The sequence below is a fragment of the Rhodococcus koreensis genome, from assembly GCF_017068375.1.
GTDB classification, from domain to species: Bacteria; Actinomycetota; Actinomycetes; order Mycobacteriales; family Mycobacteriaceae; genus Rhodococcus_F; species Rhodococcus_F koreensis.
On sequence record NZ_CP070609.1, the window covers coordinates 2688568 to 2707241 of the forward strand.

Here is an 18674-nt window from a genome sequence, read left to right on the forward strand (position 1 = left end):
GTGCGGGGACGGATGCGTGAGAGAAGTCAGCGATGAGTTCACCGACCCCGATTGGTCCCGGAGACTCGCCGGCGCGCGCCTATCCGCTGTCGCCCGCACAGATGGGGATGTGGCTCGCGCAGCGCGTCGACCCTGCCGTTCCCGTGTCGGTCGCCCAGTACGTCGACATCCGCGGCGCGCTGAACCGTAGCGCTCTCGCGTCGGCGTGTGCTCGCGCTGCCGCCGAGTTCGAGTCGTTCTTCCTGCAGATCACCGAGGTCGGCGGTCAGCCGCGGCAATGGGTGGACCCGAACCTCGACGCGACCGTCGGCTACGTCGACTTCCGCGACGTCCCGGACCCCGAGACGTCGGCGCACGCGTGGATGCGCGCCGAGTCCGCCGAACCGATCGACGTCCGGCGCGACCGCCTGACCGTCTCGTACGTTCTCCACGTCGGGCACGATCACTACTTCTGGTATTCGCGCGCCCACCACGTCGCGATGGACGGTTTCGGGTCCATCACGCTGGTCTACCGGATCGCCGCGCTCTACACGGCCGCGGTGCACGGACTGCCGCCGCCCGCGAGCAGGACCCTCGGCCTGCGACGCATTCACGACCTCGAGATCGACTACCGCGACTCGGCGCGCCGCGACGCCGACCGGGAGTACTGGACCGACACCATGCGTGGCGTCACCCACCCAAGCACCCTCGCGCGCGGCCCCGCGCCTGCGGCCGCCGGTTCCCGGGACGTCAGCGGAATATTGTCCACCGAACTGGTCGATCGGCTCGAGAAATGCGCGGCGGCGCACGGGGTCAATCCTGCGACACTCACGGTCTGCGCGGTCGCCGGCTTTCTGGCGCGCACGACCGGCCAGGACGACGTCACGCTCAGCCTGCCGGTGTCGGCTCGCACGACGGCGGCGCTGCGCCGGTCCGGCGGGATGGTGTCCAATATTGTGCCGCTGCGGATCCCGGGTGCGGGGACGGCGACCGTCGGTGATCTGGTGGCCCGCACGCGTCTCGTGATGTCGGGTGCCCTGCGGCATCAGCGGTACCGGCACGAGGACATCCGCGCCGATGTGGGAGACGCTCTGTCCGGGCCGCGGCTGTTCGGCCCCGCCGTCAACATCATGCTGTTCCCGGAGGAACTCGAACTCGGTTCCCTGCGGAGTCAATTGCACGTGCTGTCTTCGGGTCCGATCGAGGACCTGCTGGTGAACCTGTACCGCTCCGGTCCCCACGGACGCGTGCATCTCGACTTCAAGGCGAATCCGCGACTGTATTCGCAGGACGAGCTGGACGGTCACCACACCAGATTCCTGCGGTATTTCGAGCGCTTCCTAGACGCCGAGACCGCGCACCCGATCGGTGATCTCCCCGTCCTCATGGAAAACGAAACCGCGGCGCTGGTCCCCTGCCCCGGACCGCCGGGCAGTGTGCCGGTCACTCTCGCCGACGTGTTCCGCGCTGCTGCCGCCCGGGACCCGGACGCGACGGCCGTCGTCGACGCCGGCCGGGAGGTCACCTACCGGGAACTCGACGAGTGGTCGGATCGGATCGGATCGACGCTGGCACGGTTCGGCGTCGGGTCCGGCGACGTGGTGGCGCTGGCGTTCCCACGGTCCTTCGACTATCTCTGCGCGGTCTGGGCCGTCGCGAAGACGGGTGCCGCATTCCTGCCGGTGGACCCGACGTACCCGGCGCCGCGTGTTCGGCACATGCTCGACGACTCCCGCGCGGCGATCGGGCTGACCTCCGCGGAGTTCGTCTCCACGTTGCCGGACGGCACCGAATGGCTGCTGCTCGACGAGGCCGCCCGCTCCGGAAGCCCCAGTTTCGGCACGCCGGCAACACGACTCGACGACGCCGCGTATCTCATCTACACCTCCGGGTCGACCGGCGCCCCCAAGGGGGTGGTGGTCACGCACCGTGGGATCGCGAATCTGGTCTCCGCGCAGCGCACCCGACTGGACCTCGACCGGTCGGCGAGAGTTCTGCACGTCGCGTCGCCGAGTTTCGACGCCTCGGTCTTCGAGATGCTGATGGCCTTCGGTTCCAGTGCCGCACTGGTCGTCGCCCCGCCCGCGGCATACGGCGGATCCCCGCTGGCGCGGCTGATGACCGCCGAAACAGTCACCCACGCGGTCCTCACCCCGTCGGTGCTGGCGTCGATGGAGCCCGCCGAGGTCGAAGGTCTGCGCACCCTGGTCGTCGCCGGGGAGGCGTGCCCACCGGAACTGGTGTCGCGGTGGGCGTCCCGGTGCCGGATGATCGACGCCTACGGCCCGGCGGAGACCACCGTGATGGCGACCGTCAGTGGTCCCCTCCGCGGCTCCGCACTGGTCACCGTCGGCCGGCCGATCGACGGCACGAGGGTAGTGGTCCTCGATCACCGGCTGCGCCCGGTTCCCGTCGGCGTGGCCGGCGAACTGTACGTCGCGGGACCGGCCCTCGCCCGCGGGTATCACCGCAGGGCCCGGCAGACGTCGGAACGGTTCGTCGCCGATCCGTACGGACCACCGGGTACCCGCATGTACCGCACCGGCGACACGGTCCGCTGGACCCGCGACCACGAACTCGAGTACCTCGGCCGCAGTGACGCGCAGGTGAACCTGCGGGGCCTGCGCGTCGAACCCGGAGAGATCGACGCCACGCTCCGCCGACATCCGGCGGTTCGGTTCGCCGTCACCGTGATTCGCTCGCAGGCCACCGGTGATCAGCTCGTGTCGTACGTGGGCGCCGACGCCGTGGCGGAGCGGGAGTTGCTGTCGTTCCTCACCGCCGAACTGCCCCCGCATCTCGTGCCTGCCGACGTCGTCGTGCTCCCCCACCTTCCGCTGACCCCGTCCGGCAAGCTGGATCGCGCTGCCCTTCCCGAGCCGCACGCCCGGCCGTCGATCAGGGTCGCTCCCGAGGGCGCCCGGGAACGGACGCTCCACGCCCTCTACGCCGACATCCTCGGGACGTCCGATTTCGGTGTGGACGAGTCGTTCTTCGCGCTCGGCGGCGACAGCATCATGGCGATTCAACTGGCCGCCCGGGCGCGGAGCGCCGGAATGTCGTTCACCCCGCGCGACGTGTTCGAGCAGCGGACAGTGTCCCGACTCGGCGTCGTCGCCGGCGACGACCCGAGTGGACCGACCCTCGAGGAACTCCCCGGCGGTGGGATCGGCGAGATGCCACTCCCCCCGGCGGCCCGGTTCCTCTTCGACCGCGTCGGGGTCGTCGACCGGTACGCACAGGCTGTGGTGGTGGAATTGCCGCGGGGTGTGGACGCGCAGAAACTGCACACGGTGATCGGCGCCGTCGTCGATCGGCACGACGCGCTGCGGGCGCGCCTCGGACGCCACTCCGACGGGACCGCGTTCCTCACGGTGAGCCCGGCCGGCGCACCGCTGCCGGACGGCACGATCACGCGGGTCACGCTGCCCGCCGACGCGGACCCCGCGCAGCGGACGCGGGACCAGCACGAGGCGGCGGTTCGACGGTTGAATCCGGTTGCGGGCGTGATGATGCAGTGCGTCTGGCTCGATCCCGGACCGGAAGAGACCGTGCGTCGTGGACGGCTGCTCTTCGTCGCGCATCACCTGGTGGTCGACGGGGTCTCGTGGCGGATCCTGATCGGCGACCTCGCCGCGGCGTGGGCGCAACTCGAAGCCGGAGCGTCGCCCAGCCTTTCTCCTGTCGGCACGTCCCTGCGCCGGTGGTCACACGGACTGGCCGAGGAGGCGCAGCGCCCCGGCCGCAGGTCCGAACTGTCGTTCTGGCGCGCCACGACGTCGGTCGAGGATCCGCCGCTCGGCACCCGGCCACTCGACCCACGACGTGACATGAATTCGACGGTGGACCGGATCCACACGAGAACATCGGCAACGCACGCGCTGCTCACCGACGTTCCGGCCGCCTTCCGCTGCGAGGTCAACGACGCACTGCTCACCGCCCTCGCCCTCGCCCTCGCGCAGTGGCAACGCCGCCGCGGACGACCGGCCACGGTGCCGGTGATCCGGCTCGAGGGCCACGGCCGCGAGGAGGCGGTGCTGCCCGGCGCCGATCTGTCCCGCACCGTCGGGTGGTTCACCAGTATTTTTCCGATCCGCCTCGACCTGGGGGACCTCGACCTGGACGACGCCGGCACCGCCATCACGGTGGTCAAGGAACAGTTACGGGCGGTGCCCGACAAGGGCATCGGTTACGGCCTGCTGCGTCGTCCGGGGGACGAGACCGGCCAGATCGCGTTCAATTACCTCGGACGGCTCGACAACACTGATTCCGAGCGTGATTGGCGGCCGGTGCGGGACGGCCCCGCCGTGTTCTCCTCCGCCGAACCGTCGATGCCGGTCACCGCGCTGATCGACATCACCGCGTTCACCACCCACGGCGCCCTCGACGCCACGTTCGCCTTTCCGACGGGTGCGATTGCGGCAGAAGACGTACGGGCTCTGGCCGATCTGTGGGAGCAGGCGCTGACAGCCCTCGCCGCGGTGGCGCGTTCCCCACACACGAGTGGGCTCACGCCGTCCGACCTGTCGCTGGTCGCCGTGGACCGCGAGGACATCGAGGAATGGGAACGCGACCGTCCGGGTCTGCTCGACGTGTGGCCGCTGACACCGTTGCAGTCGGGGCTGCTGTTCCACGCGGCGCTCGCAGGCGCGGAGGGCGATCCCTACGCGATGCAGGTGGTCCTGACCCTGTCCGGGCACCTCGACCGGGACCGGCTCCGAAGCGCGTGCGGCGCCGTCCTCGCGGGGCACGCGAATCTGCGCACCGCCTTCGTGCGCGACGGTCGCGGCGTCCCGGTGCAACTCGTACTCGGCGACGTGCCGCCGCGGTGGCGGCACGTCGACGTCACCGATACCGGTGCCGAGCAGATCCTGCTCGACGACCGCGCCGCGCGCTTCGACCTGTCGGCCCCACCGCTGATTCGGTTCACACTGCTGTCGCGGGGTCCGGACCGTGCCGAACTGGCGATCACCGCCCACCACATCGTGCTGGACGGCTGGTCCATGCCGCTGTTGGTGCGTGAACTCCTCACCGCCTATCGAGGCGGTGACTCCCGCACCGAGCGGCCGGATTCGAGCCCCTATCGCGACTTCCTGGAGTGGCTCGCGGCGCGGGACACCGACGCCTCGGCGCGGGCGTGGGTCGCGGCGCTCGACGGCATCACCGAGCCGGCCGCGCCGGCGGACGACACCCCCACCACGTCCGAGTCGGTGCTGGAACTGAGTGAGCAGGACACCCGCAGGCTGACGGCCCGCGCGAGCGAACTCGGAGTCACGCTGAGCACCATCGTCCAGGCGGCCTGGGGAATCGTCCTCGGGCGGGCGACCGGACGCGACGACGTCGTGATCGGCGAGGCCGTCTCCGGCAGGCCCCCGGAACTCGCCGGCGTGGAGAGCGCGGTGGGATTGTTCGTCAACACCGTCCCCGTGCGGATCCCCCTCGATCCCGGCATCGACGTCGCCGCGCTGCTCACCCGCCTGCAGGCCGAGCACGTTCACCTGCTCGAACACCACTGGCTGGGCCTCGCAGACATTCAGCGGGCGGTCGGGGTCGCGCCCCTGTTCGACACACTGGTCGCGTTCGAGTCGTACCCTGTGGACCGCACCGCGCTGCCGGAACCCACGGACGGACTGACCTTGGACGGCGTTCACGCACACGACGCCTCGCACTACGCCGTGACGCTCGCGGTGACGGCGGCCCCGACCCTGCGGCTGACGGCGAAATGCCGGTCACCGCGCTACGACGGCGCGGCCCTGCTCGCACGGGTCGGCCGCGTGCTCGACTGCATGGGCAGGGATCCGCACGTCGCCCTCGGCAGCCTCGACCTTCTCGGTGCGGCGGAGCGGGAGCGGGTGCTGCGCACCTGGAACGCGACGGACGCACCGGTGCCCTCGACCACCCTGGTGGATCTGGTCGACGCGCAGGTCCAGCGTTCGCCCGGTGCCGTGGCGGTGGAGTTCGGCGCGGATCGGTTGACGTACGCGGAGTTCGACGCACGGGTGAACCGGCTGGCCCGGTATCTCGTGGCGAGGGGCGTCGGACCGGAAAGCGTCGTCGGGGTGGCGGTTCCCCGTTCGATTCGGCTTCTCGTCGCGCTGCACGCGGTGCTGAAGGCCGGCGGCGCCTATCTACCCGTGGATCCCGGGCACCCGCCCGGACGGACCGCCCTCGTACTCGACTCGACAGCACTGGTCCTCACGTCCGGTGCCGGGAACGGCACGGTCCCGGACGGAGTCGCTGTCGTGGACCTCGACCGGCTGGACGTCGCCGGGTACGACCCACGACCGATCACCGATTCCGAGAGACGTGCACCGTTGCGCCCGGCGAACGCCGCGTACGTCATCTTTACGTCCGGTTCCACGGGACGGCCCAAGGGCGTGACGGTGACGCACGAGATGATGGTCAACCAGTTTCGGTGGGCGCAGACGCTGACGCCGCTCGACGGCACCGATGCGGTGCTGCACAAGACCCCGCTCACGTTCGACATCTCCGCGTGGGAACTGCTCTGGCCCTTACACACCGGCGCACGGGTGGTGGTCACCGAACCCGGCGGACACCAGGACCCCGCCTATCTGGCGCGGACCGTCGCGCAGCAGTCGATCACGACGCTCCACGTCGTTCCGTCGATGCTCGACGCCTTCCTGGCGCAGTGCGGGCCGCAGGTGCCCTCGACTGTGCGTCGCGTGTATTCGGCGGGCGAGTCGCTGTCCGCGGCGACGGCAGCACGATTCGCGGAACGCAGTGCGGCTGCGCTGTACAACTGGTACGGCCCGTGCGAGGTCGCGGTGGCGACGTCGGAGTCGATCGACGGCAACGAGATCGGCGCGGTGGTCTCCCTCGGCGGTCCCGTCCACAACGTACGTACGTATGTGCTCGACCGCCGGCTGCGACCGGTGCCGGTCGGGACGAGCGGCGAGTTGTATCTTGCCGGTGCGTACCTGGCGCGCGGTTACGCCGGACGCCCCGACCTGACGGCCGAACGCTTCGTCGCCGAACCGTTCGGCGGAACGGGCGGGCGGATGTATCGCACCGGCGACGTGGTGCGGTGGAACGGGGCGGGCAGGCTCGAGTACCTCGGGCGCAGCGACTTCCAGGTCAAACTTCGCGGCCAGCGCATCGAACCCGGCGAGATCGAAACCGCGTTGACGTCCGACCCGGCGGTGACCCGAGCGGCGGTCACCGTGCACCGCGACCGGGACGCCGGAGACCGGCTGATCGCGTACATCGTGGCCGCGGACGGTGCACCGCCGGACGAGCGGCGGATCGCCGGCCGTCTCGCCGGACTGCTCCCGGCCTACATGATTCCGTCCGCCTTCGTCCCGCTTCCCGAACTGCCCGTCACGTCCAGCGGAAAGCTGGATCGCGCCGCCCTGCCGGAACCCTCGCCCGCGAGGCCTGCGTCCGATCCGCCGGCCACACCCACCGAGGACGTGATCGCGTTCGTGTTCGCGGAGGTGACCGGCACCGCGTCCGTGGGACGGTGCGACAACTTCTTCGCCGCCGGAGGAAACTCGCTGACCGCGGCGCAGGCCGCCGCCCGCGTCGGAGCGGCGCTGGGAACCACCGTCGACCTCCGTGCACTGTTCGACCACCCGACGGTCGCGGAACTGTCGGCGTATCTCGCGGATCGCGCACACGAGACCGCGCAGGCTCCGCTGGTCGCCCGCGCCCCGGCCGCCCACGTGCCGCTGTCCCTCGCCCAGCAACGTCTGTGGTTCCTGAACCGGCTCGACGGACTCTCGGCCACCGACAGCATTCCCGTCGTGCTCCGCCTCACCGGCACCGTGGACGAAACGGCGTTGTGTGCGGCCGTGCGTGACGTGATCGACCGCCACGAACCCCTGCGCACCGTCTATCCCGAGCACGACGGGATACCGTGCCAGCACGTTCTCCCCGCGACCGCCGTTCCGCCGTGCACGGTGTGGAAGACGCCGAACCCGGCCGGCCGGGTGCGGGAACTGCTGTCGGCGGGATTCGACCTCACCGCCGAACCCCCGGTACGCGCCGAACTTCTCACGGTCGGTGCCGGCGAGTGGGTGCTCGCCCTGGTCGTCCATCACATCAGTGCCGACGGGTTCTCGCTGGGACCGCTCGCCCGGGACGTGATGACGGCGTACCGCGCGCGGGTGCAGGGTGGCACACCGGTGTGGACGCCACTGCCGGTCCGTTACGCCGACTACGCCCTCTGGCAGCGTGAACTGCGGGACCGGCAACCGGGTCTGGCGTACTGGAGACAGACCCTGTCCGGGATGCCCGAACTGCTCACCCTGCCGTTCGACCGTCCCCGCCCGCCGGTCGCGACGCACCGCGGCGCCGACGTCGCGTTCACCCTCGACGCGGAGACACACCGGCAGATTCGTGCCCTCGCGCGCACCCACGACGCCACTCCGTTCATGGTCGTGCACGCGGCGCTGGCCGTTCTCGCGGCCAGGCTCGGCGGTACCGCGGACGTCGTGATCGGCACTCCGATCGCGGGGCGCGGGCCGCGCGCACTCGACGACCTCGTCGGGATGTTCGTCAACACCCTGGTGTTGCGGACGAACCTCGCACTCCACGACTCGTTCGCCGGCACCCTCGCCTGCGTGCGGGACGTCGACCTCGCCGCCTACTCCCACTCGGACGTCTCGTTCGAGGAGATCGTGGAGGCGGTCGCGCCGGAGCGGTCGCGTGGTCGCAATCCGCTCTTCCAGCTGGCGCTCGCCTATCACAACACGGCACCGGTCGTGGTCGATCTGCCGGAGGTCACCGCCGCTGTCGTCGAGATCGACACGCACACGGCGAAATTCGACCTCCAGCTCACCGTCTCCGAATCGCTCGACGGCGACGGCGGCCCCGGACCCCTCTCCTGCGTCTTCACCTACGCCACCGACCTGTTCGACGAGGCCACCGTTTCCGGGTTCGCGGACCGCTTCCGGCGGGTGCTCCACACCGCACTCGCCCATCCGCGCGTGGTGATCGGTGACATCGACGTCCGGGGCGGCGAGGAGAAGGCGACACGCCACGCCGGTGCGCCGTCGTTGCCGCCGCGGACGCTGCCCGACCTGATGTCGGCGGCCGCCGAACGGAATCCGGCGGGTCCGGCGCTGACGGCGGACGGCCGGACCATGACGTATCGCGAACTGGATGCCGCGTCGAATCGTCTCGCCCGGGCGCTGATGCGGCGCGGGGCCGGACCCGAGACGATCGTCGCTCTCGCGCTGCCGCGCTCGGCGCTGTCCGTCGTCTCGGTGTGGGCCGTCGCGAAGACGGGGGCCGCGTTCGTGCCCGTGGACCCGCGCTACCCCGCCGCGCGGATCGAGTACCTGCTGGGCGACTCCGGCGCCGCACTCGGGCTGACCACCGTCGCGGAGCGCGCGGCCCCGCCGGACGGGACGGACTGGCTGCTGCTCGACTCCCCGGACTTCCGAACCGAATGTCGCGGTTACTCTTCGGCCGCGATCGCGGACTCCGAACGTTCGCGGCCGCTGGAGGTGCGCCACCCCGCGTACGTGATCTACACGTCCGGTTCGACGGGAAAACCCAAGGGCGTGGCGGTGACCCACACCGGTCTCGCCGATTTCACGGTGGAACAGCGGGAGCGCTATGCGGTGACGGCGGCCTCGCGGACACTGCATGCGTCGTCCCCCGGCTTCGACGGCGCGGTGCTGGAGATTCTGCTCGCTCTCGGTGCGGGCGCCTGCATGGTGCTCACACCTCCGACGGTGCAGGGCGACGATCCGCTCACGGACGTGCTGGCCGGGGAGCGGGTCAGCCACGTGTTCACCACGCCGACGGTGCTGGCGACGGTCGACCCCCGCGGCCTGCACGACCTGCAGGTGGTCGTGGTGGGCGGCGAACCCTGCCCGCCGGACCTCGTGAAAGTGTGGGCGCCGCTGAGACACATGTCGTTGTTCAACGGATACGGCCCGACCGAGACGACGGTGATGACGACGATCAGCGACCCGTTGGTGGCCGATCAGCCGGTCACCATCGGCCACCCGGTCCGCGGCGCCGCGATAGTCCTGCTGGATGCGCGCCTGCACCCGGTTCCGACGGGGGTGGCCGGCGAACTCTACATCTGCGGTCCCGGCGTCGCGCGCGGCTACCATCGCAGGCCCGCGCTCACCGCCGCACGGTTCGTCGCCTGCCCGTTCGGCAGCGCCGGGGACCGGATGTACCGGACGGGCGACGTGGGCCGGTGGCGCCGCGACGGGTCGATCGAGTACCTGTACCGCAACGACGCCCAGATCGAACTGCGGGGTGTGCGAATCGAACTCGGCGAGATCGACGCGACCCTCCTCACCCACCCGGGCGTGCGGTTCGCGGCGACGGATGTGCGCGAACTGCGCGACGGTGTCGACGCACTCGTCTCGTACGTGCTCCCGGAGCGGGGCGAGACGGTCGATCCGGAGCAGCTGATCCGCTTTGCGTCGACGCGCCTGCCCGCACTACTGGTACCCGCGATCGTGGTCGTCGTGGACGCCGTGCCGCTCACCGTCAACGGGAAACTGGACCGCTCGGCGCTGCCCGACCCCGTTCCGGCCGCAACCGACTTCGAGGCCCCGCACACACCCGCCGAGCGGGTGGTGGCGACAGCGTTCGCCGAGGTCCTCGGGCTCGACCTCGTGGGACGCGACGAGAACTTCTTCGCCCTCGGTGGCACATCGCTGTCCGCGACACGCGCCGTTTCCCGGATCGGTGCCGCGCTGGAGACGTCGGTGCCGGTGCGCGCAGTCTTCGACACCCCGACCGTCTCCGCACTCGCGGCGGCCGTCACCGAGCAGACCGACGGCGCGGCGCACCTGCCCCTGACCGTGCGTCCGCGCCCGCCCCGCGTGCCGCTGTCGCCTGCGCAGCAACGACTGTGGTTCCTCGCCCGCCTCGCACCCGGCTCCCCCGAATACAACATCCCGATGGCGCTGCGGCTCGACGGAACACTCGACGTCGCCGCCCTCACCGCGGCCGTGGCGGATGTGGTCGGCAGGCACGAACCGCTGCGCACCCTGTATCCCGACAGTGACGGCGTCGCGTACCAGCAGGTGGTCCCGGTTGCTCGGGCCACCCCGTCCCTCCGGCCGATATCCGTGGCCAGGGGCGACGTCGCCGCGCGGGTCGCGACGTTCGCGTCGCAGGGTTTCACCCTGGGCGCCGAACCGCCGATCCGCGCCCGGCTGTTCGCTCTCGCCACCGACGAGTGGGTGCTCGCCGTCATGGTCCATCACATCAGCGCGGACGGGTTCTCGGTGGCGCTGCTCGTCCACGATCTGATGACCGCCTACAAGGCCCGGGTCGCGGGCGAGGCGCCGCGGTGGGCCCCACTGCCCGTCCAGTACACGGACTACACCCTGTGGCAGCACGAACTGCTGGGCGAGAGCGACGATCCGCGGTCCGTCGCGGCGCGGGAACTGTCGTACTGGAAGGACACGTTGTCCGGTGCGCCGGAACAGTTGTCGCTACCCACCGACCGGCCGCATCCGGCCATCGCGTCGCACCGCGGCGGCACCGTCGAATTCGCGCTCGACGACGCGCTCTACCGCGCCGTCGAGCACACCGCGTCGACGTGCGCCGTCACCCCGTTCATGGTGGTGCACGCCGTGTTCGCCGTGCTGCTCGCGAAGCTGAGCGGGTCCACGGACATCGTGATCGGTACCCCCGTCGCCGGACGCGGAGATCAGGCGCTCGACGAACTGGTCGGCATGTTCGTCAACAACCTGGTTCTGCGCACCGAGGTGAGTCCCGCGGAAAGCTTCGCGGACCTGCTCGGCCGGGTGCGGGAGGACGACCTCGACGCGTTCGCGCACTCCACCGTCCCGTTCGAAACCGTGGTCGAGGCGCTCGACCCCACCCGGTCACGCGCCCGCAATCCCCTGTTCCAGGTGGCCCTCGCGTTTCAGAACCTCGACCACACCCCGCTCACCCTGCCCGGACTACGGGTGTCGGCGACGACTCCCCCCACCCGGTCGGCCCGATTCGACCTGCAACTCACCGTGACCGCCGATCCCGGCCCGTCGACGGAACGCACCCGGCGCACGGCCGTGTTCACCTACGCCACCGATCTGTTCGACCATCACACGGTCGTGGACCTGGGGGAACGTTTCCTCCGGACGTTGAGCGAGGCTGTCGCGCACCCGCATCGGGCTGTCGGCGACCTCGCCCTCGTCGGTCCGGACCCGGATGTCCCCGCCGCGGCGCCGTCCCCCGGTGATACCCTCGTCGATCTGTTCGAACGCCACGTCGCCACGTCGCCGGACGCGGACGCCGTCGTCGCCGGCGACCGCGTGCTCACCTACAGTGAACTCGACCGTCAGATCAATCGGCTCGCCCGCCACCTGATCCACGCAGGTGCAGGCCCGGAGTCTCTGGTGGGATTGGCGATTCGCCGCTCCGCCGACCTCCTCGTCGCAATGTATGCCGTCGCGAAAACGGGCGCGGCGTACGTGCCGATCGACCCCGACCAGCCCGCGCAGCGCAACGCCCAGATCATCCGCGCCTCGGACGCGCGGGTCGTCCTCACCACCGAACGCGATCGGTTCGACCTCGCCGACGTCCTGCCCGCGGACACACGGCTCGTCGTCGTCGACCGGGTGGACCTGTCCGGGGTCGATCCGTCGCCGGTCTCCGACGTCGACCGGACCGCTCCCCTGAGGGCGCAGAACCCCGCGTACGTGATCCACACGTCGGGATCGACGGGCACCCCCAAGGGGGTCGTCGTGACCCATGCGGCCGTCGTGAGCTTCCTGACCTGGCGACAGGAAACCGACCCGCTCGGCGCCGGCGACACGGTGATGCTCAAGTTGCAGTACACGTTCGACGCCTCGGTCCGCGAATTCTGGTGGCCGCTGATCGCCGGTGCGCGGCTGGTGATCGCCCGCCCGGACGGCCACCGCGACCCCCGGCATCTCGCCGAGCTGATCGGTCGGCACCGGGTGACCGCCGGATACTTCCTTCCGCTGATGCTGGCCGAGATCCTCGCGATCCCCGACGCGGATCTCACGTCACTGCGGCAGGTGTCCTGCGGCGGCGAGGTTCTGCCGCCGGACACCGCCCACAGTTTCCACGCCCGGTGCCCGGACACGGTGCTCTACAACGAGTACGGCCCGACCGAGACGGCCGTCGCCGTGACCCGCACGGTCGTCGGTCCTGTCGATACGACCGTCCCGATCGGTGTGCCGCAGAACGGTGTCGGTGCACTCGTGCTGGATTCGCGGCTGCATCCGGTGCCTGCCGGCGTCCCGGGTGAGCTCTACCTGTCGGGCGCCCAGTTGGCCCGTGGGTATCTCGGACAGCCGGGGACGACGGCCTCCCGATTCCCGGCCAATCCGTGGGGACCGCCCGGTCAGCGGATGTACCGGACCGGCGACGTGGTCAGTCGCCGGCGCGACGGCACGATCGACTACCTCGGCCGGCGGGATCTCCAGGTGAAGATCCGAGGTCAGCGCGTCGAACTCGAGGAGATCGAGACGGCGCTGCGCCGCAACACCGCCGTCGCGCAGTCCGCGGCGGCCGTCTACGAATCCCCGGCCACGGGGTCCCGGCTGGTCGGCTACGTCGTGCCGCGTCCGGGCGCGGACGTGGACACCCGTGCCGTGTCGGCGGAACTGGCACAGCGACTGCCCCGGTACATGGTGCCCAACCAGATCGTGGTGCTGGAGGCACTGCCGTCGACACCCCACGGCAAACTGGATCGGCGGGCGCTCCCCGATCCGGGTGTGCCACGGGCGCAGCGGTTCCGTCCCCCGACGACCCGCACCGAGAAACTGGTCACCGCGGTGTTCGCGGACGTGCTGGGCACCGGTCTGGTGGGGCTGGACGACAATTTCTTCGAGCTGGGCGGCAACTCGTTGTCCGCGACCAGGGCGGCGTCGCGGCTGCACACATCGACGCACGTCGAGGTCCGCCTCGACTGGTTCTTCACCGACGCGACCGCGGAGAGCATCGCCGCGCGGATCTCGTCGAGTTTCGCCGCGGCCTCCGACGCCTCCGCGGCGCTCGAGGTGCTGCTGCCGCTGCGAGCGGACGGCGAACGGGAGCCGCTGTTCTGCATCCATCCGGCCGTCGGGTTGGCCTGGTGCTATTCGGGATTGACCGCGCATCTGCGCCCCGACCGCGCGGTCTGGGGTGTGCAATCCCCCGCCGTGACCGAAGGCGGCGACCGGTTGACGACGATCACGGCTCGCGCCGCCCGCTACGTGCGGGAGATCCGCCGCGTGCAGCCGCGGGGGCCGTACCACCTGCTCGGGTACTCCGTGGGCGGCGTGATCGCGCACGCGATGGCGGTCGAGTTGCGCTCGTGCGGCGAGGACGTCGGCGTGCTCGCGATGATCGACAGCTACGCGTCGGCGGAGCGGGACGTCCCGGTACCGACACTGCCGGAACTGCTCGCGGAATTCGGGGGCGGCGCATCGGAACAGCTGGGTCCGGAACAGTTGGCCCGGTTGTACGAGGACTACGTCGACGTTATCGACGCCGCCGCCGACTTCGTGCCCGGGCACTTCGACGGCAGCCTGCTGTTCTTCGGCGCGGCCGGCGACGGCTCCCGGCCCACGGCCGCGTGCGCGACGTGGCGCCCGTGGATCGGCGGGGACGTGATCGCCCACACCGTCGACCGCCCGCACGCGCAGATGACCGACCCGGAGGCGCTGGCCGTCATCGGACCGATCCTGGCCGGCTACCTCGACTGCATCTCAGCCGCCGACGGGACGGAGAATCCACCAGCCACCCAGCGCGAGACAGCTCAGCGTGACGAGTAGGGACAATCCCACCCACACGATGCCGGGAACGTGGGTGAGCCGCGCCAGTTGATCCGCGTCCGACTCCGGGGCCGCGCCGCGGGCCCGTTGACGCTGCAGTTCCAGGACCGGTCTCGGGGCGGCGACGAGCATGAACAGCGTGATCAGATAGGCCGCGGCCACCTGCTGGTCCTGCGTGCCGAACCACACGAGCCCGAACAGCAGCGCCCCGACCACCGTGAGGGAGAACAATCCGTACAGGTTCCGGACGAGGACCAGCATGGCCGCGAGAGCCACGACACCGATCCACAGCACAGCGACCGCGTGCTGGGTGCCCAGCACCCAGGCCGCGCCGAGACCCAGAACGGCGGGACCCACGTAGCCGGCGAACGTCATGAGGACCACGCCGATCCCGGTCGGTTTACCGGACGAGATGGCCACACCCGACGTGTCCGAGTGCAGCCGCACCCCCTTCAACGTGCGACCGAACAGCAGGGCGACCACCAGGTGCGCACCCTCGTGCACGATGGTCACCACATTGCGGGTGATTCGCCAGGCGTGTGGTTCGAGGACGAGTATCACGGCCACCACCGCCGTGACCTGAACGATCCAGGGAGCCGGCGCGGGGCTGACGGCGCTCATGCGCTCCCACAACGAGTGAAGTCCATTCATCGGCGCCGAGTGTACGGCGACCGGCTGATCACTCCCTGCGTGCCAGCTGGGGAATTAATCCGCCCGCGAGCACGTCGTCGACCTGACGTGGGGACAGCCGATGACGCACCGGGATCTCCACGTCACGGGTCGAGTCGAACAGGGTCAGATGGGGGCCGGAACGAATGGCCTCCCGCACTCCGTCGAGGACCAGCACGTCGTCCTGCCGGATCGTGTCGTAATCGTCCGGGTTCTCGAATTCGAGCGCAAGCACACCGAAGTTGGCGAGGTTCTGCCAGTGGATACGGGCGAACGAGGTGGCGATCACCGCATGCAATCCGAGGTAGCGCGGGGTGATCGCGGCGTGCTCGCGCGAGGACCCCTGCCCGTAGTTGTCGCCGCCGACGATGAAATGCCCGGTGGTCTTCGCCGTCTCCTCCGCGCGCGCCGGATAGGTCTCGTCGACCTGGGTGAACGTGAACCGGGACAGCTTGGGAATGTTGGAGCGGAACGGCAGGGCCCGTGCCCCGGCCGGAGAGATCTCGTCGGTGGAGATGTTGTCACCGACCTTCAGGAGTACCGGAGCCTCGATGCGCTCGGGCAGGGGTGGAAACTCGGGCAGGGACGAGATGTTGGGTCCCTTCACGAGTTCGACGTGCCGAGCCTCTTCCTCCGGCAGCGGAGCCACCAGCATGGCCGTGTTGACCGTCGCGTGGTCCGGAAGTGTGATCTCCGGGTACGGCATCCCCTCTTTCTCCGCCCAGTCCCGCGGGTCGGTGATCACCCCGGTCAGAGCCGACGCGGCCGCCGTCTCCGGTGAACACAGCCACACGGAATCCTCGCGGGTGCCCGAACGCCCCGGGAAATTGCGGGGCATCGTCCGGAGAGAATTCCGCCCGGTCGCCGGCGCCTGGCCCATGCCGATACAGCCCATGCACCCGGATTGGTGAATTCGCGCGCCTGCTACGACGAGTTCGAGCGTGGCGCCCATCTTGGTCAGATCGGCCAGGATCTCCCGCGAACTCGGATTGACGTCGAAGCTCACGCTCGGATCGGTCTGCCTACCCGACACCATGGCCGCAGCGATCGCGAAGTCGCGCAGTCCGGGATTGGCGGACGACCCGATCACCACCTGGCTGACGTCCTCACCGGCGACCTCCCGGACGGGCACCACGTTTCCCGGCGAAGACGGTTTCGCGATCAGCGGCACGATCGTCGACAGGTCGAGGTACTCGTGTACGTCGTACTCCGCGCCTGCATCGGCGAGCAGTTCCACGAAGTCGTCCTCCCTGCTCTCGGAGCGCAGGAAATCGCGGACGGCGTCGTCTGCGGGAAAGATAGACGTCGTGGCGCCCAGTTCGGCGCCCATGTTCGCGATGACGTGACGATCCATCGCCGTCAACGTCGCAAGCCCCTCCCCGTGGTATTCGATGATCCTGTTCAGCCCACCCTTCACCCCATGGCGGCGGAGCATCTCGAGGATGACGTCTTTCGCCGAACTCCAGTCGGGGAGCCTGCCGGTCAACTCCACACCCCAGATCTGAGGCATCCGCAGGTGCAGGGGCTGACCCGCGATCGCCATGGCGACCTCGAGCCCACCGACGCCGATCGCGAGCATGCCCAGCGATCCGGCTGCCGGGGTGTGCGAGTCGGAACCGATCATCGTCTTGCCGGGAACACCGAAGCGCTGCATGTGGGTGGGATGAGAGACCCCGTTGCCCGGCTTCGAGAACCACAGCCCGTACCGCAGGGCGGCGGTGCGGAGGAACTCGTGGTCCTCGGCGTTCTTCTCGTCGGCCTGCAGCAGATTGTGGTCGACGTACTGCGCGCTCAACTCGGTCTTGATGCGATCGAGGTGGAGCGCCTCGAGTTCCTGCATCACCAGGGTTCCGGTGGCGTCCTGGGTGAGGGTCTGATCGATCCGAATCGAGATCTCCTCTCCCGGTTCCATCCGGCCGTCGAGGAGGTGTGCACCGATGACCTTGCGGGCGACAGTGTCCGACATCGCTGATCCCTTCGTCGTACCTCCAGCATGCGCCGGAGCCACGGCGAGGGCCAGCGCCCGAACCACACGTCCGGGACTCGACAGGACAATCTTCGATTCTCTACTGAAATCCGTAGAGAGAGCTAGATTCTGCTAGTCGTTCTGCGCACGCAGATATCTGCCGAAGTGCGGCACGGTGAATCCGATCGACCCGCGCTCGGCCGAATAGATCAGGCCCTTCTTGATCAGCCCGTCCCGCGCCGGTGACAGCGACGCGGGTTTGCGGCCTAGTTCGGACGCGATCGCCGCCGTCGCGACCGGGCCGTCGTCCCCGGAGAGATCGGCCATCGCACGCATGTACTCCCGCTCGGCCGGCGTCGCGCGCTCGTACCGCGAACCGAAGAACCCGACCGCCAGTTCTTCCTCCGCGGTCGGCTCGGCCACCCGCACGTCCTCCTCCGTGATCGGCGTCGCCGCGGCCACGTCCCACGTCGCCTTGCCATACGCCTGGACGAAGTAGGGGTAGCCGTCGGCCGCCGCGTACAACGCGTCGAGCGCCTCGTCGGTGAACTTCACGTCCTCGCGCTCGGCGGGCGCGATCAGCGCCCGGTCCGCGGACACCCGGTCCAGCCGGTCGATGCGGTGGTAGCTGAACAACCGCTCCGAATAGCTCTTGGACGCCGACAGCACCGCGGGCAGGTGCGGCAGTCCGGCGCCGACCACGATCAGCGGGGCCGCGTCCTGGCTGAGTTCGTGGCAGGCCCCGCACACCGCGGAGACGTCCGCGGCGCCGAGGTCCTGCATCTCGTCGATGAACAGTGCGATCCCGACCCCGACGTCGCGGGCCAGGGACGACGCGTCGAGCAGCAATTCCACCAGATCGATCTCGATGTCCCCGGAATCGGCGCGACCCTTCACCGCGGGCGCGTCGATCCCCGGTTGCCACCGCTCCCGCATGCCCTTGTCGGCTGTCGCACGCAGGGCGAACGACTTCAGGACGCCGAGGAACTCCTCCACCCGGTCGGGGTCGCGGTGCGAGCCCGCGATCTCCCGAATCGCCATGTGCAACGCCGAAGACAACGGCCGCCGCAGATCCTGATCGGGGCGGGCCTCGATCTTCCCGGTTCCCCACCGCCGAGAGATGGCGGCCGACCGCAGGTGGTTCAGCAGGACCGTCTTCCCGACCCCGCGCAGACCCGTCAGCATCACACTGCGTTCCGGTCGAGCGCGCGCGATCCGCTCGAGCACCACGTCGAACGCGTCGAGCTGCCTGGTTCGTCCCGCGAGCTCCGGCGGGCGTTGCCCCGCGCCGGGTGCATAGGGGTTACGGACAGGGTCCATGACCACGAAGG

The 18674-nt window shown here is 70.0% G+C and carries 4 protein-coding genes; 1 reads left to right on the forward strand and 3 read right to left on the reverse strand.

The window, feature by feature from the left end; all coding sequences use genetic code 11:
• Positions 1-32 precede the first annotated feature (32 nt).
• Positions 33-14708 carry a non-ribosomal peptide synthetase gene (locus JWS14_RS12500; protein ID WP_206013347.1) on the forward strand — a complete coding sequence of 4892 codons (14676 nt, stop codon included), beginning with the start codon at positions 33-35 and terminating at the stop codon, positions 14706-14708.
• Here the strand turns inward: JWS14_RS12500 and JWS14_RS12505 are convergent.
• The 3 genes from JWS14_RS12505 to JWS14_RS12515 form a co-directional block, all read right to left on the reverse strand.
• A complete protein-coding gene (locus tag JWS14_RS12505) occupies positions 14643-15359 on the reverse strand; it encodes a M50 family metallopeptidase (protein ID WP_206013349.1) in 717 nt (238 codons plus the stop codon). The genes JWS14_RS12500 and JWS14_RS12505 overlap by 66 nt on opposite strands.
• A gap of 28 nt (positions 15360-15387) precedes the next feature.
• Positions 15388-17343: an aconitate hydratase gene (locus tag JWS14_RS12510; RefSeq protein WP_072946313.1), complete on the reverse strand. Its 1956-nt coding sequence runs from the start codon at positions 17341-17343 to the stop codon at positions 15388-15390.
• 132 nt (positions 17344-17475) lie between these two features.
• Positions 17476-18663, reverse strand: a complete 1188-nt coding sequence (locus JWS14_RS12515) for an AAA family ATPase (RefSeq protein ID WP_206013351.1) — start codon at positions 18661-18663, stop codon at positions 17476-17478.
• Positions 18664-18674 lie beyond the last annotated feature (11 nt).